This is a genomic window from Spongiactinospora rosea (genome assembly GCF_003315795.1).
Lineage (GTDB): Bacteria > Actinomycetota > Actinomycetes > Streptosporangiales > Streptosporangiaceae > Spongiactinospora > Spongiactinospora rosea.
In genome coordinates, this window is the sequence record NZ_QMEY01000003.1 from 345,134 (window position 1) to 360,574 (window position 15,441).

Below are 15,441 nucleotides of genomic sequence, written 5' to 3' on the forward strand. Positions count from 1 at the left end.
GACCGGTTGCCACGGCCGGGGTTTCGGTCCGCCTATCCCGGGCGCTGCCGGGCACCCAGGTGGAAACGACGGATTCGGCTGGAGCGGCATCCTTGCCGCTAACCTGGTGCACATCGGGCGTCCGGCCGTACAAGCGCTGGTCGTAACGTGTGTGAAACACGAAGCGGGCAGACTGGAAAGCGACCGGAGCGGGTTTTCGGGCACCGCGGTGATAGGAGATGCCTTGGACCGCCAGCAGGAGTTCGTTCTTCGCACCCTGGAAGAGCGCGACATCCGGTTCATCCGGCTGTGGTTCAGCGACGTGCTGGGGTTCCTCAAGTCCGTGGCCATCGCCCCGGCCGAGCTGGAGGGCGCCTTCGCGGAGGGCATCGGCTTCGACGGCTCGGCCATCGAGGGCTTCGCCCGCGTGTACGAGTCCGACATGCTGGCCAAGCCCGATCCCTCGACCTTCCAGATACTGCCGTGGCGCAGCGAGAGCCCGGGTGCGGCCCGCATCTTCTGCGACATCCTGATGCCGGACGGCTCGCCTTCCCACGCCGACCCGCGCTGGGTGCTCAAGCGCGCCCTGGCCAAGGCGTCCGACATGGGCTTCAGCTTCTACACCCACCCCGAGGTGGAGTTCTTCCTGCTGCGCGGCAGGCCGGAGCCCGGCGTACGCCCCCAGCCGATGGACGACGGCGGCTACTTCGACCACACCCCGCACAGCTCCGGGCACGACTTCCGGCGCAACGCGATCATGATGCTGGAGTCGATGGGCATCTCCGTGGAGTTCAGTCACCACGAGGGCGGCCCCGGCCAGCAGGAGATCGACCTGCGCTACGCCGACGCGCTCACGACGGCCGACAACATCATGACGTTCCGGCTGGTCATGAAGGAGGTCGCCCTGGAGCAGGGGGTCTGGGCGAGCTTCATGCCCAAGCCGTTCACCGAGCACCCGGGCTCGGGCATGCACACCCACATGTCGCTCTTCGAAGGCGACCGCAACGCCTTCTACGAGCCCGGTGCCGAATACCAGCTCAGCAAGATCGGCCGCTCGTTCATCGGCGGCCTGCTCCGGCACGCCGCCGAGATCACCGCGGTCTGCAACCAGTGGGTCAACTCCTACAAGCGCCTGTGGGGCAGCTCCGAGGCCATCGCCGGCCAGGGCGGCGAGGCCCCCTCCTACATCAGCTGGGGCCACAACAACCGCTCCGCCCTCGTGCGCGTCCCGATGTACAAGCCGCACAAGAGCGGCTCCACCCGCATCGAGTTCCGCTCCCTGGACTCGGCCTGCAACCCCTACCTGGCGTTCGCCGTCATCCTGGCCGCCGGCCTGAAGGGCATCGAGGAGGGCTACGAGATGCCCCCGGGCGCCGAAGACGACGTCTGGGCCCTCACCACCGCCGAACGCCGCGCCCTCGGCATCGCCCCCCTGCCCCAGTCCCTCGACGAGGCCATCGTCGCCATGGAACGCAGCGAGTTGGTCGCCGAGACCCTGGGCGAGCACGTCTTCGACTACTTCCTGCGCAACAAGCGCACCGAGTGGCAGGAATACCGCCGCCAGGTCACCGAATACGAACTCGGCCGCTACCTGCCGGTGCTCTGATCCGCGGCCGGGGCGGACGCGGGTTTTCTGGCGAGCCAGACGTCTCGTTGTGAGCGCAGGGTGAGGTCGTGGCGGTGGAGGACGTTGTGGGGGCCGTCGCTGTCGATGAGCCGGTCCAGGACGGACAGGTCGTCGGGGTCGAGGGGGGCCTCAAGGGTGGTCAGGCCGTTTCGGAGGCGGCGCAGGGAGAGTTGGGCGTAGCGTCCGGCGGCCTCGGGGAGCGGGGGGCGTAGTTCGATCTCGAACTTGCGGTACGCCTCGACGGTGAAACCGGCGGCCGTGAGGTGCGGGGCCCAGTCGGCGCCGCGGTGGGGCATCGTCGCGGCGTGCCGGCGGTCGAGCTCGGCGCGGCAGCGGTTCTCCAGGCCGGGGCGGCCGATGCCGAGGTCGTCGGGGAGCAGGCGTGGGGGGCCGTCGCGTTCGACGGCGGCCAGGAGGCCGCCGGGGCGCAGGGCGGTGAACGCCTGGCGCAGCGCGTGGGCCGGGTCGGCCAGGTGGTGCAGGGACGCCGACGCCCAGACGAGGTCCACCTCGCCGACGGCGGGCCACGCCTTGTCCAGGTCGGCCGCGACCGTGCGCACCCGGTCCTCCCAGCCGAGGTCGCGGGCCTTGTCGCGCAGGTGGGTCAGCAGGTGGGGTTCCATGTCCAGGGCGATGATCTCGGCGTCCGCGAAGCGTCGCAGCAGGGCGAAGGAGCCGGTGCCGGTACCGCTGCCGACGTCGAGGATGCGGCGCACGCCGCCCGCGATCTCGGCGAGCCAGGCGGTCAGTTCGGTCAGGTGCTCATGGAAGACCTCCGCGTCGAGGTCGAGCAGCAGGGCCGTGTCGCCGTTCTCCGGGCCGAAGGAGGGAGGGGCGTGCCGGTTGTGGTGGTCATGGGAGTGGTCCGTCATGTTCGTGACCCTACGTCCGTCTTGCGCTAGTGGCATAGGCTCTTGCGTATGAGGCAAGAGGGCGAGGACCTGGACGGCCTGGTGCGCAAGCGGATCAGAGGGCTGCGGCTGGTGCTGGGCTGGTCACTGGACGACCTGGCGGCCCGCTGCTACCTGAGCCCGTCCACGCTGAGCCGGATCGAGACGGGCCACCGGCGGATCAGCCTGGACCAGCTCACCGTGATCGCCCGCGCCCTCGGCACCACGCTGGACCAGCTCGTGGAGTCCGCCTCCGACGACGACGTGGTGATCAGGCCGCGCCACGACGCCAAGCGCGGGGTCACCACCTGGAGCCTCAGCCGCGACCCGGCCATCACCGTGGCCAAAATGCGGGTCACCAAGCCCCCGCCGGCGAGCGTCGCGGAGCTGAAGGTCCATCCCGGCAAGGACTGGATCATCATCCTGTCCGGTGTCCTGGTTCTGATGCTCGGCGAGCGGCGGATCCTGGTCGAGGCGGGGCAGGCGGCGGAGTTCTCCACCATGATCCCGCACGGGTTCGGGGCGCACGACGGGCCGGTGGAGCTGATCGGCATCTTCGACCCGGAGGGGCGGCGCACCCACCTGCGGTCCGGCCGCTGAAGGCCGCCCGGAGGTCAGGGGGCGAGCCGCTTGGGCCCGCGCCACGGGCGTTCGGTAAGGTCAATGATTCATTACCTGAACAAGTATTCACCTTTACCTGGAGGGCAGCACATGACGGCTCCGGCCGAACTGCGGACGGTGGTCTCGGTACCGGCCCGTTACCGGGGGCCGGAGACGGCCGCGAACGGCGGTTGGATCGCCGCGGTGGTGGCGGAGGCGCTGGGCGAGGCGGCGAGGGAGGCCCCGGTCGAGGTGACCCTGCACGCGCCCACGCCGCTGGACACCGAGTTGAACCTGGTCCACCACGGCAACGCCGTCACCCTGTGCCGGGACGGCGCGGGCCTGGTGGAGGCCATCCCGGTCGCCGAACCGCTCGGCGAGCCGGGGTTCGTGCCGTTCAACGAGGCGGCCAGGGCCGAGGAGGGCTTCGCCGGGCTGGACGGGCACCCGTTCCCCGAGTGCTTCGTGTGCGGGATGCGCGAGCCGGGCGACGGCCTGCGGATCTTCCCCGGCCCGGTGCCCGGTACGGCGGGCCTGCACGCCGCGGGCTGGCGGGTGCCGATGAGCGTCACCGGCGAGGACGGCGTGGTGCCGGTGCCGGTGGTGTGGGCGGCGCTCGACTGCGTGAGCGGGTGGGCGAGCATGCGCGAGGGGGAGCGGCCGCTGCTCGGGCGGCTGACCGCGCAGGTGCACCGGCGGGTCTACCCGGGCGGCGCGTACTCGGTGGTCGGCGCCCCGCTGCCGGGCGCGGAGGGCAGGGACGGCCGCAAGCTCACCGCGAGCAGCGCGATCTACGAGGCCGACGGCACGCTGGTGGCGGTGGCCAAGGCGGTGTGGATCCTCCCCCGAACCGCCCAAGATCCCCAATAAGTCCCGATTTCCCTAATAATGGGAGATATGGCGATAACCATTGTCGAGCATCAGGCGGAGGCCCCCGCCGGGCCGCTGGCCGGCTGGCTGACCGAGGCGGGGGCGGACCACACGGTCGTCCAGCCCTACCTCGGCGAACCAGTGCCGGCGCGGGCTGATGGCGGCCTGATCGTCCTCGGCGGCTCCGCGTCCGCCTGGGAGGACGAGGTCTGCCCCTGGCTGCCCGCGACCCGCGGCCTGATCGCGCGCTGCGTCGCGGACGGCGTGCCCACGCTGGGCATCTGCCTGGGGGCCCAGCTCATGACCATCGCCTGCGGCGGGACCGTCGAGCGCGGCGCGGCCGGCCTGGAGGTCGGCCTCACCGCGCTCACCCCGCTGCCGCAGGCGGCCGGCGACCCGCTGTTCGGCGGGCTCGGACCGGCCGTCGCGGTGCAGTACCACCAGGACGCCACGACCGTACCGCCCCCCGGAGCCGTGCCGCTGCTGACCGGCGAGCGCTACCCGCACCAGGCGTACCGGCTGGGCGAGGCGGCGTGGGCCGCGCAGTTCCACCTTGAGGCCGACCACGAGATCTTCGCCCGCTGGACGAGCGCCACCGCGGGCGCCCTGACGGCCGCGGGCCACTCGCCCGGCGAACTCGACGCCGAGGTACGGCGGGAGCAGGACCGCCTGACCCGGACCTGGCGGCCGGTGGGCCACGCGTTCGCCGGACTGTGCCTGAGCCGGTCAGGTGTTCGGGAAGTGCAGGCGTCCCGCCGATGATGGCGTGATCGCGCACCGGAACCGCTGAGGACGCCGCGCGCCCCTAAGGTTTACGCTGTGCGACGACGCCCCGACGACGCCGCGCCCCCCGGCCCCGGAGACGGGCGGGCCGATCCGTGCGCTGACAGAGGGACGGTGATGACGGTGCCCCGCATCGAGACGACCGCGGGGAGGCTGGCGCGGCTGGGCTTCGCCGACGCGGCGCGGGCCGGGCGGCTGCTCGCCGAACTGGGGCCGCACGCCGCCGACGACGCCGGCCTGCTCGGCGACCTGGTCGCGGTGGCCGACCCCGACCTCGCGCTGACCTCGCTCACCCGGCTGGCCGAGCGCGACCCCGGCGTTCTCGCCGCGCTGCGGAACGACCCGGGGCTGCGCGGGCGGTTGCTCGGGGTGTTCGGCGTCAGCGCGGCCCTCGCGGAGCACGTGGTGCGCCATCCCGGCCACTGGAAGGCGCTCAGCGGCCCGTCCGCCGTACACCCGCAGGCCAAGGACGAGCCGCGTGATGACCTGCTGCGCGCGGTCGGCGCCGACCCCCGGGCCGCCGAGCCCCGCGCCGCGGCCGACGACACCGAGACGCTGTCCGCGCTGCGCGTCGCCTACCGGCGCAGGCTGCTCTGCCTGGCCGCCAGGGACATCACCGGCCTGGTTCCGCTGACCGAGGTCACCGCCGAGCTGTCCGACCTGGCAGGGGCCGCCCTGGAGGCGGCGCTCGCCATCGCCAGGGCCGGTGCGGGCGAGGCGGCCGATCAGGTACGGCTGGCCGTGATCGGCATGGGCAAGTGCGGCGCCCGCGAGCTCAACTACATCAGCGACGTGGACGTCGTCTTCGTCGCCGAGCCGCGCGACGGCGTGCCCGAGGACGAGGCGCTGCGCGTCGCCACCCGGCTCGCCCAGGGCACGATGCGCGCCTGCGGCGTGAGCACCCCCGAGGGCGCGCTGTGGGAGGTGGACGCCGGGCTGCGCCCCGAGGGCCGGGCCGGGCCGCTGGTCCGCACCCTGGCCAGCCACCTCGCCTACTACCGGCGCTGGGCCAAGACCTGGGAGTTCCAGGCCCTGCTCAAGGCGCGGGCCGTCGCCGGGGACCCCGCGCTGGGCGCCGAGTACACCGTCGCGGTCGGCGAGCTGGTCTGGCAGGCCGCCGCCAGGCCCGGCTTCGTCGAGGACGTACAGGCCATGCGCCGCAGGGTCGAGGCGCACATCCGGGCCGACGAGCAGGGCCGCCAGCTCAAGCTCGGCCCCGGCGGGCTGCGCGACATCGAGTTCGCGGTCCAGCTCCTCCAGCTCGTCCACGGGCGGCACGACCCGCTGCTGCGCCGCCGGGCCACCCTGACCGCGCTCACCGCCCTGTCCCGCGGCGGCTACGTCGGCAGGGACGACGCCAGGGCGCTCGCCGAGGCGTACGCGTTCCTGCGGCAGGTCGAGCACCTGCTCCAGCTCCACCGGCTGCGCCGCACCCACGTCGTGCCCGAAGACCCCGCCGCGCTGCGGCGGATCGGCCGGGCCCTGGGCATGACCACCGACCCGGTGGGGGAGTTCACCGCCCGCTGGAAGCGGCACGCCATGGAGGCCAGGCGGCTGCACGAGAAGCTGTTCTACCGGCCGCTGCTGCAGGCGGTGGCGCGACTGCCGGGCGAGGAGGCCCGGCTGTCCGCCGCGGCGGCCAAGGCCCGGCTGGAGGCGCTCGGGTACGCCGACCCGCAGGGCGCGCTGCGCCACATCGCCGCCCTCACCGACGGCGTGTCCCGGCGGGCGGCGATCCAGCGCACCCTGCTGCCGGTGATGCTCGGCTGGTTCGCCGACGCGCCCGACCCCGACGCCGGGCTGCTCGGCTTCCGCCAGGTCAGCGACAAGCTCGGCACCACCCCCTGGTACCTGCGGCTGCTGCGCGACGAGACCGCCGTGGCCGCGCGGATGGCCAGGCTGCTGGGCACCAGCCGCTACGTCACCGGCCTGCTGCTGCACGCCCCGGACGCGGTCGCCATGCTCGGCGCAGACGCCGAGCTGTCGCCGCGCCCGGCCGGGGCGCTGGCCGCCGAGGCCGCCGCGGCGGTGGCCCGGCACGACGACGCCGAGAGCGCCGTCATCGCGGCGCGCGCGCTGCGCCGCAAAGAACTGTTCCGCACGGCCGTGGCGGACCTCGTGGGGGTCCGGGACATCGAGCAGGTGGGCATGGCACTGTCCGAGCTGAACGACGTCACCATCGCGGCGGCCCTGTCCGCCGCCGTCGGCAAAGTGGCCGCCGACCTGGGCGGGGGGCTGCCCACCAGGTTCGCGGTGATCGCGATGGGCCGGCTCGGCGGGTTCGAGTCGTCCTACGCCAGCGACGCCGACGTCATGTTCGTCCACGAGCCGCTGCCCGGGGCGGCGGAGAAGGACGCGACCGACGCGGCCTTCGCGGTGGCGAACGAACTCCGGCGGCTGCTCGCCGCACCGGCCCCCGACCCGCCGCTGCACATCGACCCCGACCTGCGGCCGGAGGGCCGCCAGGGGCCGCTGGTGCGCAGCCTCGCCTCCTATGCGGCCTACTACGCGCGCTGGTCGGCCCCCTGGGAGGCGCAGGCGCTGCTGCGGGCCAGGTTCTCGGCGGGCGACGAGGGCCTGGGGGAGCGGTTCACCGCGCTGGTCGATCCGCTGCGCTACCCGCGCGGCGGCGTCCCGGCGGCGGCGCTGCGCGAGATCAGGCGCCTCAAGGCCCGCATGGAGGCCGAACGCCTGCCGCGCGGCGCCGACCCCGCCCTGCACACCAAGCTCGGCCCCGGCGGTCTCGCCGACGTGGAGTGGGTCGCCCAGCTCATCCAGCTCGGCCACGCCCACAAGGTGCCGGGCCTGCGCACCACCCGCACGCTCGACGCGCTGCGCGCCGCCGTGGACGCCGGGCTGCTCGCCCCGGGCGACGCCGAGACGCTGACCCACGCCTGGCGCTTCGCCTCCCGCGTCCGTGACGCGATCATGCTGGTCAAGGGCAGGGCGGCCGACTCGATCCCGGCCGGGCTGCGCGAACGCGTGCTGATCTCCCGCGCGCTCGGGTACCCGCCCGACGCCTCAGAGGACATGCTGGACGACTACCGCAGGGCCACCCGCCGCGCCCGCCGGGTCGTCGAACGCGTCTTCTACGGCGACGGCGCCTGACCTCACCTTGTCGCGGCGAATGTCGCCGAAGCCGTTGCGGGCGGTGGCGGCTGCGTGTATCAACGGGTCCGGGTGATCCACATTGATATCCATTTACCTGGACTTGGCGATCGGCTTGGCCGTCGCCTTCTTGTTACTCTCCTTGCTGGTCAGCGGACTCAACGAGGGCGTCGTCCGGCTGCTCTCGATCCGCAGCAAGTTCCTCTGGGCGTACCTGCGCGACACGATGGACGGGGCCCCCGGCGGCAAGTCCTGGATCCCCAAGCGGATCCGCGACGTGTTCTTCCGCCTGCCTTTCGCCGAGGACCCCCGTCCCCGGCACACGCCCGAACCCGCGCCCGCCGTGGTCAGCGCGGTGCCGCAGCCCGACGCGGCCGGGCGCGACGGGCCCGCCGACCTCACCGGCCACCTGTACGAGCGGCTGCGCGAGATCGACCATCCCAAGCGGGGGCGCACCAGCATCGCCACCATCCCGCCGCAGCGGTTCGCGCTGGCGATGATGGAACTGGTCTCGGCCGACCCCAAGGGCGTGCCCGGCCTGCTGGAACGCCTGAACGCGATGGGCAGCCCGCTGTACGGCCACCTGAGCGGCGTGTGGAAGAGCGCCGCCAACGACCTTGAGCACTTCCGCAAGGGCACCGAGGAGTGGTTCGACGGCGAGATGCAGCGGCTCACCATGCTCTACCGGCGCTACGTGCGCTGGGTGGTGGTGTCGCTGTCGCTGCTGGTGGTGCTGCTGTTCAGCGTGGACGGGCTGGAGTACGGCAAGGCGCTGCTGCGCGACCACGCGTTCCGCGCGGGCGTGGCCTCGATCGCGACCGGCGGCTCGGAGGGGCTGGCCGCGCTGAAACAGCGCTGCACCGCCACCGGCGAGTCGGCCGACCCGTACGTGTGCGTGACCGAGACCCTCAGCTCGCCCGCCATGGTGCAGGTCTTCGAGCACTCGCTGGTCAGCATGCGGATGCCGCCGGACGGCGGGAGCCCCACCGTGTCGTGGAACACCGAGGCGTGGGCGCGGCGGCTGATCACCCCCGGGCACTGGCCCGGGTTCCTGATCTCGCTGGTGGCGTTGCTGTTCGGCGCGCCGTTCTGGTGGGACGCGCTGCGCCGGCTGACCGGCTTTCGCGGCCGGTTCACCAAATAGCGCGCTAGCCCGGACGGGGGCGGCGGCGTACCGGGGTGCGCGGGCGGCGGTCCGGCCCGCCGGACCTCGCCGCCGCTCCGATCCGGTGCCGGATGCGCCGCCTGCGCCGGTTGCGCGACTGGGCGCGGTGCTCGGCGTCGAACAGGTCCAGCAGGCGGTCCAGGTGGACGAGTACTTCGGCGTGCAGCCGCCACTCCGCCGACCGCGCGGAGATCCACGGCGCGAGCGCGTCGGCGAACTCGTCGCGCATCTTCCTGCCCTCGGCGAGGTGACGGCGCAGCGCCTCGTCGTAGGCGCGTACGTCGCGGACCACCTCCGAGCGCACCAGCAGGCCGAAGGCCCGCATGCACTCGGAGATCTCGCGCAGCGCCGCGCTGAGCCGGTCCCTGGCCTCGATGGCGTAGATGCCGCTGTCCCCCAGATGCTGGCGGTCGGCCAGGGACCGGGCCAGCCCGCGCAGGTTGACCGCCGAGTACTCCAGCGTCTCCAGGCCGCTGCGCAGCGCCGTGCCCATCGGGTGCAGGCCGCCCGCCCGGGGATTGAGCCGCAGGCTGTCCTCGGCCTGGCTGAGCGCGCCGTCGGTGCGCTGGATGTCGCGGCCCACCTCCCGGGCGTCGCGCAGCAGCGCGGGGAAGTCGGGGCCCTCCCCGGCCTCTCCGCCCGTGCCGCGCTCGCCCGGCCACAGCCCGTCGGCCAGGCGGTCGGTCAGCTCGCCCAGCCGGCAGCCGAGGTCGCCGATGGCCTCCTGGGCGGTCTCCATGTGGACCGGGGAGGCGATCAGCCCGGCCAGCAGCCCCATGCCCGCCCCGACCAGGGTCTCGAACACCCGGTCGGCCGCGCCCGCCGTGGTGGCCGCGCCCAGCGCGAAGATCAGCATGGCGCTGATCGGCACCTCCAGTATGTGGTCGCCGAGCCGGGCGGTATAGCCGATGACCAGCGAGGTCGCGATGGCCAGCCCGAGGGTCCACCAGGTGAACCCCACGGTCGCGGCCAGTAGGACGGCGATGAGCACGCCGACCACCACGCTGGAGATCCGCTGGATGGCCGACCTGATCGTCTGGTACAGCGTGTACTGCACGACGAGCAGCGCGGTGAGCGGCGCGAGCAGCGGCTTCTCTGCCAGCGGGAGCGCCAGGGCGACCAGGTAGGCGGCCACCGCCGTGACCGTCAGGCGGATGATGAAGACGGCTGTGGGCTGCGCCCGCCGGGTGGCGAGCAGGACGGGTCTGACGCGTCTGGACGTCTGGGTGAATTGCGGCATCACCGGAAACAGGGGTAGCGGACAGGGCATTTCGGAGAAGCGACGCCTGCCCATCCGGCCGCCGGGTATGCCGTCGCGTCCGGGTATTTGGCGGCGCTTTACCCCGCCGCGGCCCGTTCCGGCAGGTCAGGTGTTGGCGTACTTGAGGATCACGTCGCCGTGGCAGGCGGCGTCCAGGTCGCAGGTGCACACCACGTCCAGGCCGCCCGCGCGGCGGCGCAGCTCCTCAATGGTGGTGGGCGGGCGCCCAGGGGCGCTCTCCACGCCTCCGGCGAGCAGGTCGCGCTCGTACAGCCCGGCCGCCTCCTCGGCGGTGTACGGGCCGTACGGCCGCACCTTGTACGGGTTGCCGAACCTCGACGGCCGGGTGATCACGATGGAGTCCGGCGGCTTGTGCCACCCCTTCAACTCGTGGCGCGACGGCTTCTGATGACGACGCGGCATCGTGTCCCCCTCCCCGGCGGCGCGACCCACGAGGCCACTACCCGTTTCGCCGCCCCGGCACGCCGGCGGCCCCCACGTCCGGCAGGACAGGGGGCCGTCGGCGGCGCCGGCTACACGTCGTAGTACAGCTCGAACTCGTGCGGGTGCGGGCGCAGGCGGATCGGGTCCACCTCGTTGGCCCGCTTGTAGTTGATCCACGTCTCGATCAGGTCGGGCGTGAACACGCCGCCCTCAAGCAGGAACTCGTGGTCGGCGGCGAGCGCGTCGAGGACCTCGGGCAGCGAGGCGGGCACCTGCGCGATGCCGCGGGCCTCCTCGGGCGGCAGCTCGTAGAGGTCCTTGTCCACCGGCTCCGGCGGCTCGATTTTGTTGCGGATGCCGTCGATGCCGGCCATCAGCATGGCCGCGAACGCGAAGTACGGGTTGCACGACGGGTCGGGCACGCGGAACTCGATGCGCTTGGCCTTCGGGTTGGAGCCCGTGATCGGGATGCGGACGCAGGCCGAGCGGTTGCGCTGGGAGTAGACCAGGTTGACCGGGGCCTCGTAGCCGGGGACCAGGCGGTGGTAGGAGTTGACCGTCGGGTTGGTGAAGGCCAGCAGCGCCGGGGCGTGCCGCAGCAGGCCGCCGATGTAGTAGCGGGCGGTGTCGGACAGGCCCGCGTAGCCCACCTCGTCGTAGAACAGCGGCTCGCCGTCCTTCCACAGCGACTGGTGGCAGTGCATGCCCGAGCCGTTGTCACCGTAGATCGGCTTGGGCATGAAGGTGACCGTGTGGCCGTGCTCCAGCGCCGTGCTCTTGATGACGTACTTGTACAGCATCATGTTGTCGGCCGTCTTGAGCAGCGGGCCGAACCTGAAGTCGATCTCCGCCTGACCCGCCGTGCCCACCTCGTGGTGCTGCATCTCGACGTCGATGCCGACCTCGATGAGCTTCCTGACCATCTCCGAGCGCAGGTCGGTGAAGTGGTCCATGGGCGGGACCGGGAAGTAGCCGCCCTTGTAGCGGGGCTTGTAGCCGAGGTTGCCGCCCTCGGACGCCTTGCCGGTGTTCCAGGCGCCCTCGATGGAGTCGATGTAGTAGAAGCCGGCGTTCGGGCTGGTCTCGAACCGGACGTCGTCGAAGATGTAGAACTCGGCCTCGGGGCCGAAGTAGGCGGTGTCGGCGATGCCGGTGCCCTTGAGGTACTCCTCCGCCTTGCGCGCGACGTTTCGCGGGTCCCGGCTGTAGGCCTCGCCGGTCAGCGGGTCGTGCACGAAGAAGTTGATGTTCAGCGTCTTGTGCGGGCGGAACGGGTCGATCACGGCCGTGGACGGGTCCGGCAGCAGCAGCATGTCCGACTCGTGGATGGCCTGGAAGCCGCGGATGGACGACCCGTCGAACATGAGGCCGTCGGTGAACACTCTGGCCCCGAAGTTCTCCACGGGGAAGGTGAAGTGGTGCGTCGTTCCCGGCAGGTCGGTGAACCTGACGTCGACGAACTGCACGCCTTCGTCCCGGATGAACTTCAGGACGTCGTCGGCGGAGCTAAACACTCGAGAACCTCCCAACGGCACAGGCTTGCATTCCCGAACGTATGGCTGCGCCGTTTCCACCCCATGTCTCGCTTGTTTCGCACGTGTTAAGCGGGCGGACATCGCACCAGGCCGCGGGCGAGATGCCGGACCGGCCCATCGGGCGGCTACCGTAACAGGTATGACCACCAGGCAGGGCCCCCGCTGGACGCAGTCGCTGCTGATCGGCATCCGGGGCGATGACTCCGAGGACCGGGGGAGCGGGCTCGGGCTGCCCGCGAAGGGCCCCGGCTCGGTCGCGAGCTGGCCGCGCCGGATCGGCGCGATCATGATCGACTGGATGATCTGCACCTGGGCCATCGCCCAGGGGCTGCTGCGGCTTCCGGCCATCGACTACCCGCTGGCCGGGCTCGGCGTCTTCGCCGTGACGTGCCTGCTGCTGATCGGCACCATGGGGATGACCTTCGGCATGCGCCTGACGGGCATCCGGGTGGCCGCGCTCGACGGCGGCAGGCCGGCGTTCGTGCCGGTCGTGGTGCGCACGCTGCTGCTCTGCCTGGCGGTGCCCGCGCTGGTGTGGGACCGCGACCGGCGCGGCCTGCACGACCGTGCGGCGGGCACCGTCGTAGTGCACCTCTGACCCGCGGGCGCGCTCACGCCTCGCAGGTGAAGATCGCGGTGCCCGGGATGAGGGCGCCGCGCAGCGGGCTCCAGCCGTTCCACGCGCGCCGGTGGCCCCTGGGCCACTCGGGCTCCAGCAGGCCCGTCAGGCGCAGGCCCGCGCCCGCGATCAGGCCGATCCAGTCGCCCATCGTGCGGTGGTGCTCGACGTAGGTCGGCGTGCCGTCCTCGTCCGTCTCGACGTACGGCCTGCGGTCGAAGTAGGAGCGGTCGGCGGTGAGCCCGCGCCTGCCCGGGTCGTCGGGGAAGGCCCAGCGCACCGGATGGGTGACCGAGAACACGAACCGCCCGCCCGGCCGCAGCACCCTGCGCACCTCGCCGAGCACCGCCCCGGCGTCGGCGACGAACGGCAGCGCCCCGTAGGCCGAGCACGCCAGGTCGAAACTGGCGTCCGCGAACGGGATGCGCCGCGCGTCGGCCTGCACGGCCGCCAGCCGTACGCCGCTGGCCTCGTCGATCCGTCGTGAATGCCGCAGCTGACGCGCCGACAGGTCGAACCCCGTGGCCCGCGCCCCCTGCGCGGTCAGCCACCGCCCGGCCTGCCCCGCGCCGCAGCCGACCTCCAGCACCCGCCGCCCGGCCACCTCGCCGAGCAGCCTCGCCGCGGCCTCGTCCACGCCCTCGGGACACCACACGAAGCCCACGTCACGCAGGAACTCGCCGTGTTCGTCCTGGTAGGAGTCGGCCGCCGAGTCCCACCAGCCGCGGTTGGCCCTCGCGGTGGTCTCGGCGCCGACCTCGTGGTATCCGGCCGCCGCGGCCTCGGTCATCAACGGCCCTTCGGCCGGGGGCCACCGCCGCCGCGCGGCATCCGCACGTTGCGCGGCATCGGTCCCTTGGGCACCGGGATGTTGGTCGGCAGCGCCCGCAGCCGGGACTTGACCTCCTCCACCGCGGGCTTGCGCAGGTTGCGCGGCAGCTTCATCAGGTGACGCTGCAGCTTGGGCAGGGGTATCTGGCCCTCGCCGTCGCCGCACTGGACGTCGTAGACGGGCACCTCCATGGCCACCCGCTGGACGCGCTTCTTCTCCGCCACCAGCATCCGCTGCACGCGCGAGCCCGGCCCCTCCGACACCAGCACGATGCCCGGGTAGCCGATGACGCGGTGGATCACGTCCTGGTCGCGGTTGACCGCGACGGCCGGGGAGACGTCCCACTTGCCGCGCATGCTCTGCAGGATCGCCGCCGCCGCGCCGACCTGGCCGTCCAGCAGCCGGTACTGCGCCCGCTGGGCGAGCTGGCCGAACACGACCAGGCCCACGATCAGCGCCAGCGGGATGCCGAGCACGAGCATGTACCAGAACCAGGAGGTCACCACGCCGATCACGACGCACAAGGCGAACGTGCCCAGCGCGGCCGCGAAGACGATGGGCATCCCCTTGGGGTTTGCCTGCTGGATGATCTGCGCGATCATCCGGAGCTGCTTGATCCGCCCCGGGCGGTCTGCGGTCGCGGGATCTGAGGGCTTCTTCGCCATGTTATGCAGCATACAAACGGGGGGCTGCCGAGATGAAAACGAGACCCCCGGCCCCCGCTCGCTGGCGGCGGGGGCCGGCGACAGGCGGGCCGATCAGCCCGCGGTGGACTGACGCGCCGCGATGGCCTGCTGGTAGAGCTTGCCCGCGCGGTAGGAGGAGCGCACCAGCGGCCCGGACAGCACGCCCGCGAACCCGATCCCCTCGGCCTCGCCGGACAGCTCCACGAACTCCTCCGGCTTGACCCAGCGGTCCACCGGGTGGTGGCGGGGGGTCGGCCGGAGGTACTGGGTGATGGTGAGCAGGTCGCACCCGGCCTCGTGCAGGTCGCGCATGGCCTCGACGATCTCGTCGCGGGTCTCGCCCATGCCCAGGATGAGGTTGGACTTGGTGACCAGACCGGCCTCGCGGGCCATCCTGATCACGTCCAGCGAGCGCTCGTAGCGGAACCCCGGGCGGATGCGCCGGAAGATCCGCGGCACGGTCTCGATGTTGTGCGCGAAGACCTCGGGACGGCTGCCGAACACCTCTTCCAACTGGCCGGCGTCGCCGTTGAAGTCGGGGACGAGGAGCTCGACGCCGCAGCCCGGCACGGCCTCGTGGATCTGCCTGGCGGTCTCGGCGTAGAGCCAGGAGGCGCCGTCGGGCAGGTCGTCGCGGGCCACGCCGGTCACGGTGGCGTAGCGCAGGCCCATCCGCTTGACCGAGTCGGCGACCCGGCGCGGCTCGTCCCGGTCGTAGCCGGTCGGTTTACCGGTGTCGATCAGGCAGAAGTCGCATCGGCGGGTGCACTGGTCGCCGCCGATCAGGAAGGTCGCCTCGCGGTCTTCCCAGCACTCGTAGATGTTGGGGCAGCCCGCCTCTTCACAGACCGTGTGCAGGCCCTCGCGCCGTACCAGCGACTTCAGCTCGCTGTATTCGGGGCCCGTCTTCAACCGGGTCTTGATCCAGGGGGGCTTGCGCTCGATCGGGGTCTGGCTGTTTCGCACCTCCAGGCGGAGGAGCTTACGGCCTTCAGGAGCAACGGTCACGCCATCCAGCTTAAGTCCCGGCCCGCCGCGCGCT

The 15,441-nt window shown here is 72.4% G+C and carries 14 protein-coding genes; 7 read left to right on the forward strand and 7 right to left on the reverse strand.

Translation table 11 applies throughout. The features are described 5' to 3' along the window. Positions 1 to 223: 223 nt before the first annotated feature. Complete coding sequence (gene glnA / locus DP939_RS10230; RefSeq protein ID WP_113980389.1) at positions 224 to 1,585, forward strand: type I glutamate--ammonia ligase; 1,362 nt, start codon at positions 224 to 226, stop codon at positions 1,583 to 1,585. Here glnA (DP939_RS10230) and DP939_RS10235 read toward each other — a convergent pair. Further along, positions 1,567 to 2,478: a class I SAM-dependent methyltransferase gene (locus tag DP939_RS10235; protein WP_113980390.1), complete on the reverse strand. Its 912-nt coding sequence runs from the start codon at positions 2,476 to 2,478 to the stop codon at positions 1,567 to 1,569. The genes glnA (DP939_RS10230) and DP939_RS10235 overlap by 19 nt on opposite strands. A gap of 48 nt (positions 2,479 to 2,526) precedes the next feature. On the opposite strand from DP939_RS10235, the gene DP939_RS10240 reads away from it, so the two are divergent. The 5 genes from DP939_RS10240 to DP939_RS10260 all read left to right on the forward strand — a co-directional run bounded on the left by DP939_RS10240 (position 2,527) and on the right by DP939_RS10260 (position 9,001). Then, positions 2,527 to 3,096 carry a helix-turn-helix domain-containing protein gene (locus tag DP939_RS10240; RefSeq protein ID WP_113980391.1) on the forward strand — a complete coding sequence of 190 codons (570 nt, stop codon included), beginning with the start codon at positions 2,527 to 2,529 and terminating at the stop codon, positions 3,094 to 3,096. 111 nt (positions 3,097 to 3,207) lie between these two features. Further along, a complete protein-coding gene (locus DP939_RS10245; RefSeq protein WP_113980392.1) occupies positions 3,208 to 3,966 on the forward strand; it encodes a hypothetical protein in 759 nt (252 codons plus the stop codon). Positions 3,967 to 3,993: 27 nt separating this feature from the next. After that, a complete protein-coding gene (locus DP939_RS10250; RefSeq protein ID WP_113980393.1) occupies positions 3,994 to 4,728 on the forward strand; it encodes a type 1 glutamine amidotransferase in 735 nt (244 codons plus the stop codon). Positions 4,729 to 4,866: 138 nt separating this feature from the next. Continuing rightward, positions 4,867 to 7,857, forward strand: a complete 2,991-nt coding sequence (locus tag DP939_RS10255; protein WP_113980394.1) for a bifunctional [glutamine synthetase] adenylyltransferase/[glutamine synthetase]-adenylyl-L-tyrosine phosphorylase — start codon at positions 4,867 to 4,869, stop codon at positions 7,855 to 7,857. Between the two features lie 142 nt (positions 7,858 to 7,999). After that, on the forward strand, positions 8,000 to 9,001 hold the full coding sequence (locus tag DP939_RS10260) for a hypothetical protein (RefSeq protein ID WP_225878147.1): 1,002 nt from the start codon (positions 8,000 to 8,002) through the stop codon (positions 8,999 to 9,001). 4 nt (positions 9,002 to 9,005) lie between these two features. Here the strand turns inward: DP939_RS10260 and DP939_RS10265 are convergent, their stop codons facing one another. The 3 genes from DP939_RS10265 to glnA (DP939_RS10275) form a co-directional block, all read right to left on the reverse strand. Beyond that, positions 9,006 to 10,262: an FUSC family protein gene (locus DP939_RS10265; RefSeq protein ID WP_158578533.1), complete on the reverse strand. Its 1,257-nt coding sequence runs from the start codon at positions 10,260 to 10,262 to the stop codon at positions 9,006 to 9,008. A gap of 126 nt (positions 10,263 to 10,388) precedes the next feature. Beyond that, positions 10,389 to 10,706, reverse strand: a complete 318-nt coding sequence (locus DP939_RS10270; RefSeq protein ID WP_113980397.1) for a DUF4326 domain-containing protein — start codon at positions 10,704 to 10,706, stop codon at positions 10,389 to 10,391. Positions 10,707 to 10,816: 110 nt separating this feature from the next. After that, the gene (gene glnA, locus DP939_RS10275; RefSeq protein WP_113980398.1) at positions 10,817 to 12,241 is read right to left on the reverse strand and encodes a type I glutamate--ammonia ligase; all 1,425 of its coding nucleotides are present in this window, start codon (positions 12,239 to 12,241) and stop codon (positions 10,817 to 10,819) included. Positions 12,242 to 12,401: 160 nt separating this feature from the next. On the opposite strand from glnA (DP939_RS10275), the gene DP939_RS10280 reads away from it, so the two are divergent. After that, positions 12,402 to 12,860 carry an RDD family protein gene (locus tag DP939_RS10280; protein WP_113980399.1) on the forward strand — a complete coding sequence of 153 codons (459 nt, stop codon included), beginning with the start codon at positions 12,402 to 12,404 and terminating at the stop codon, positions 12,858 to 12,860. A gap of 13 nt (positions 12,861 to 12,873) precedes the next feature. Here the strand turns inward: DP939_RS10280 and DP939_RS10285 are convergent, their stop codons facing one another. The 3 genes from DP939_RS10285 to lipA all read right to left on the reverse strand — a co-directional run bounded on the left by DP939_RS10285 (position 12,874) and on the right by lipA (position 15,407). After that, a complete protein-coding gene (locus DP939_RS10285) occupies positions 12,874 to 13,671 on the reverse strand; it encodes a class I SAM-dependent methyltransferase (RefSeq protein ID WP_113980400.1) in 798 nt (265 codons plus the stop codon). Further along, positions 13,671 to 14,378, reverse strand: coding sequence for a DUF4191 domain-containing protein (locus DP939_RS10290; RefSeq protein WP_113980715.1), 708 nt, complete (start codon positions 14,376 to 14,378; stop codon positions 13,671 to 13,673). Before DP939_RS10290 ends, DP939_RS10285 begins: the two co-directional genes overlap by 1 nt. 93 nt (positions 14,379 to 14,471) lie before the next feature. Continuing rightward, positions 14,472 to 15,407, reverse strand: coding sequence for a lipoyl synthase (gene lipA / locus DP939_RS10295; RefSeq protein WP_113980401.1), 936 nt, complete (start codon positions 15,405 to 15,407; stop codon positions 14,472 to 14,474). Positions 15,408 to 15,441 lie beyond the last annotated feature (34 nt).

What these genes read in the sequence shown, in the direction of transcription:
- DP939_RS10235 (WP_113980390.1), bottom strand. Translation starts at nt 2,478, where the DNA reads ATGACGGACCACTCCCATGACCACCACAACCGGCACGCCCCTCCCTCC.
- DP939_RS10240 (WP_113980391.1), top strand. Translation starts at nt 2,527, where the DNA reads ATGAGGCAAGAGGGCGAGGACCTGGACGGCCTGGTGCGCAAGCGGATC.
- DP939_RS10245 (WP_113980392.1), top strand. Translation starts at nt 3,208, where the DNA reads ATGACGGCTCCGGCCGAACTGCGGACGGTGGTCTCGGTACCGGCCCGT.
- DP939_RS10250 (WP_113980393.1), top strand. Translation starts at nt 3,994, where the DNA reads ATGGCGATAACCATTGTCGAGCATCAGGCGGAGGCCCCCGCCGGGCCG.
- DP939_RS10255 (WP_113980394.1), top strand. Translation starts at nt 4,867, where the DNA reads ATGACGGTGCCCCGCATCGAGACGACCGCGGGGAGGCTGGCGCGGCTG.
- DP939_RS10265 (WP_158578533.1), bottom strand. Translation starts at nt 10,262, where the DNA reads ATGCCGCAATTCACCCAGACGTCCAGACGCGTCAGACCCGTCCTGCTC.
- DP939_RS10270 (WP_113980397.1), bottom strand. Translation starts at nt 10,706, where the DNA reads ATGCCGCGTCGTCATCAGAAGCCGTCGCGCCACGAGTTGAAGGGGTGG.
- DP939_RS10280 (WP_113980399.1), top strand. Translation starts at nt 12,402, where the DNA reads ATGACCACCAGGCAGGGCCCCCGCTGGACGCAGTCGCTGCTGATCGGC.
- DP939_RS10285 (WP_113980400.1), bottom strand. Translation starts at nt 13,671, where the DNA reads ATGACCGAGGCCGCGGCGGCCGGATACCACGAGGTCGGCGCCGAGACC.
- DP939_RS10290 (WP_113980715.1), bottom strand. Translation starts at nt 14,378, where the DNA reads ATGGCGAAGAAGCCCTCAGATCCCGCGACCGCAGACCGCCCGGGGCGG.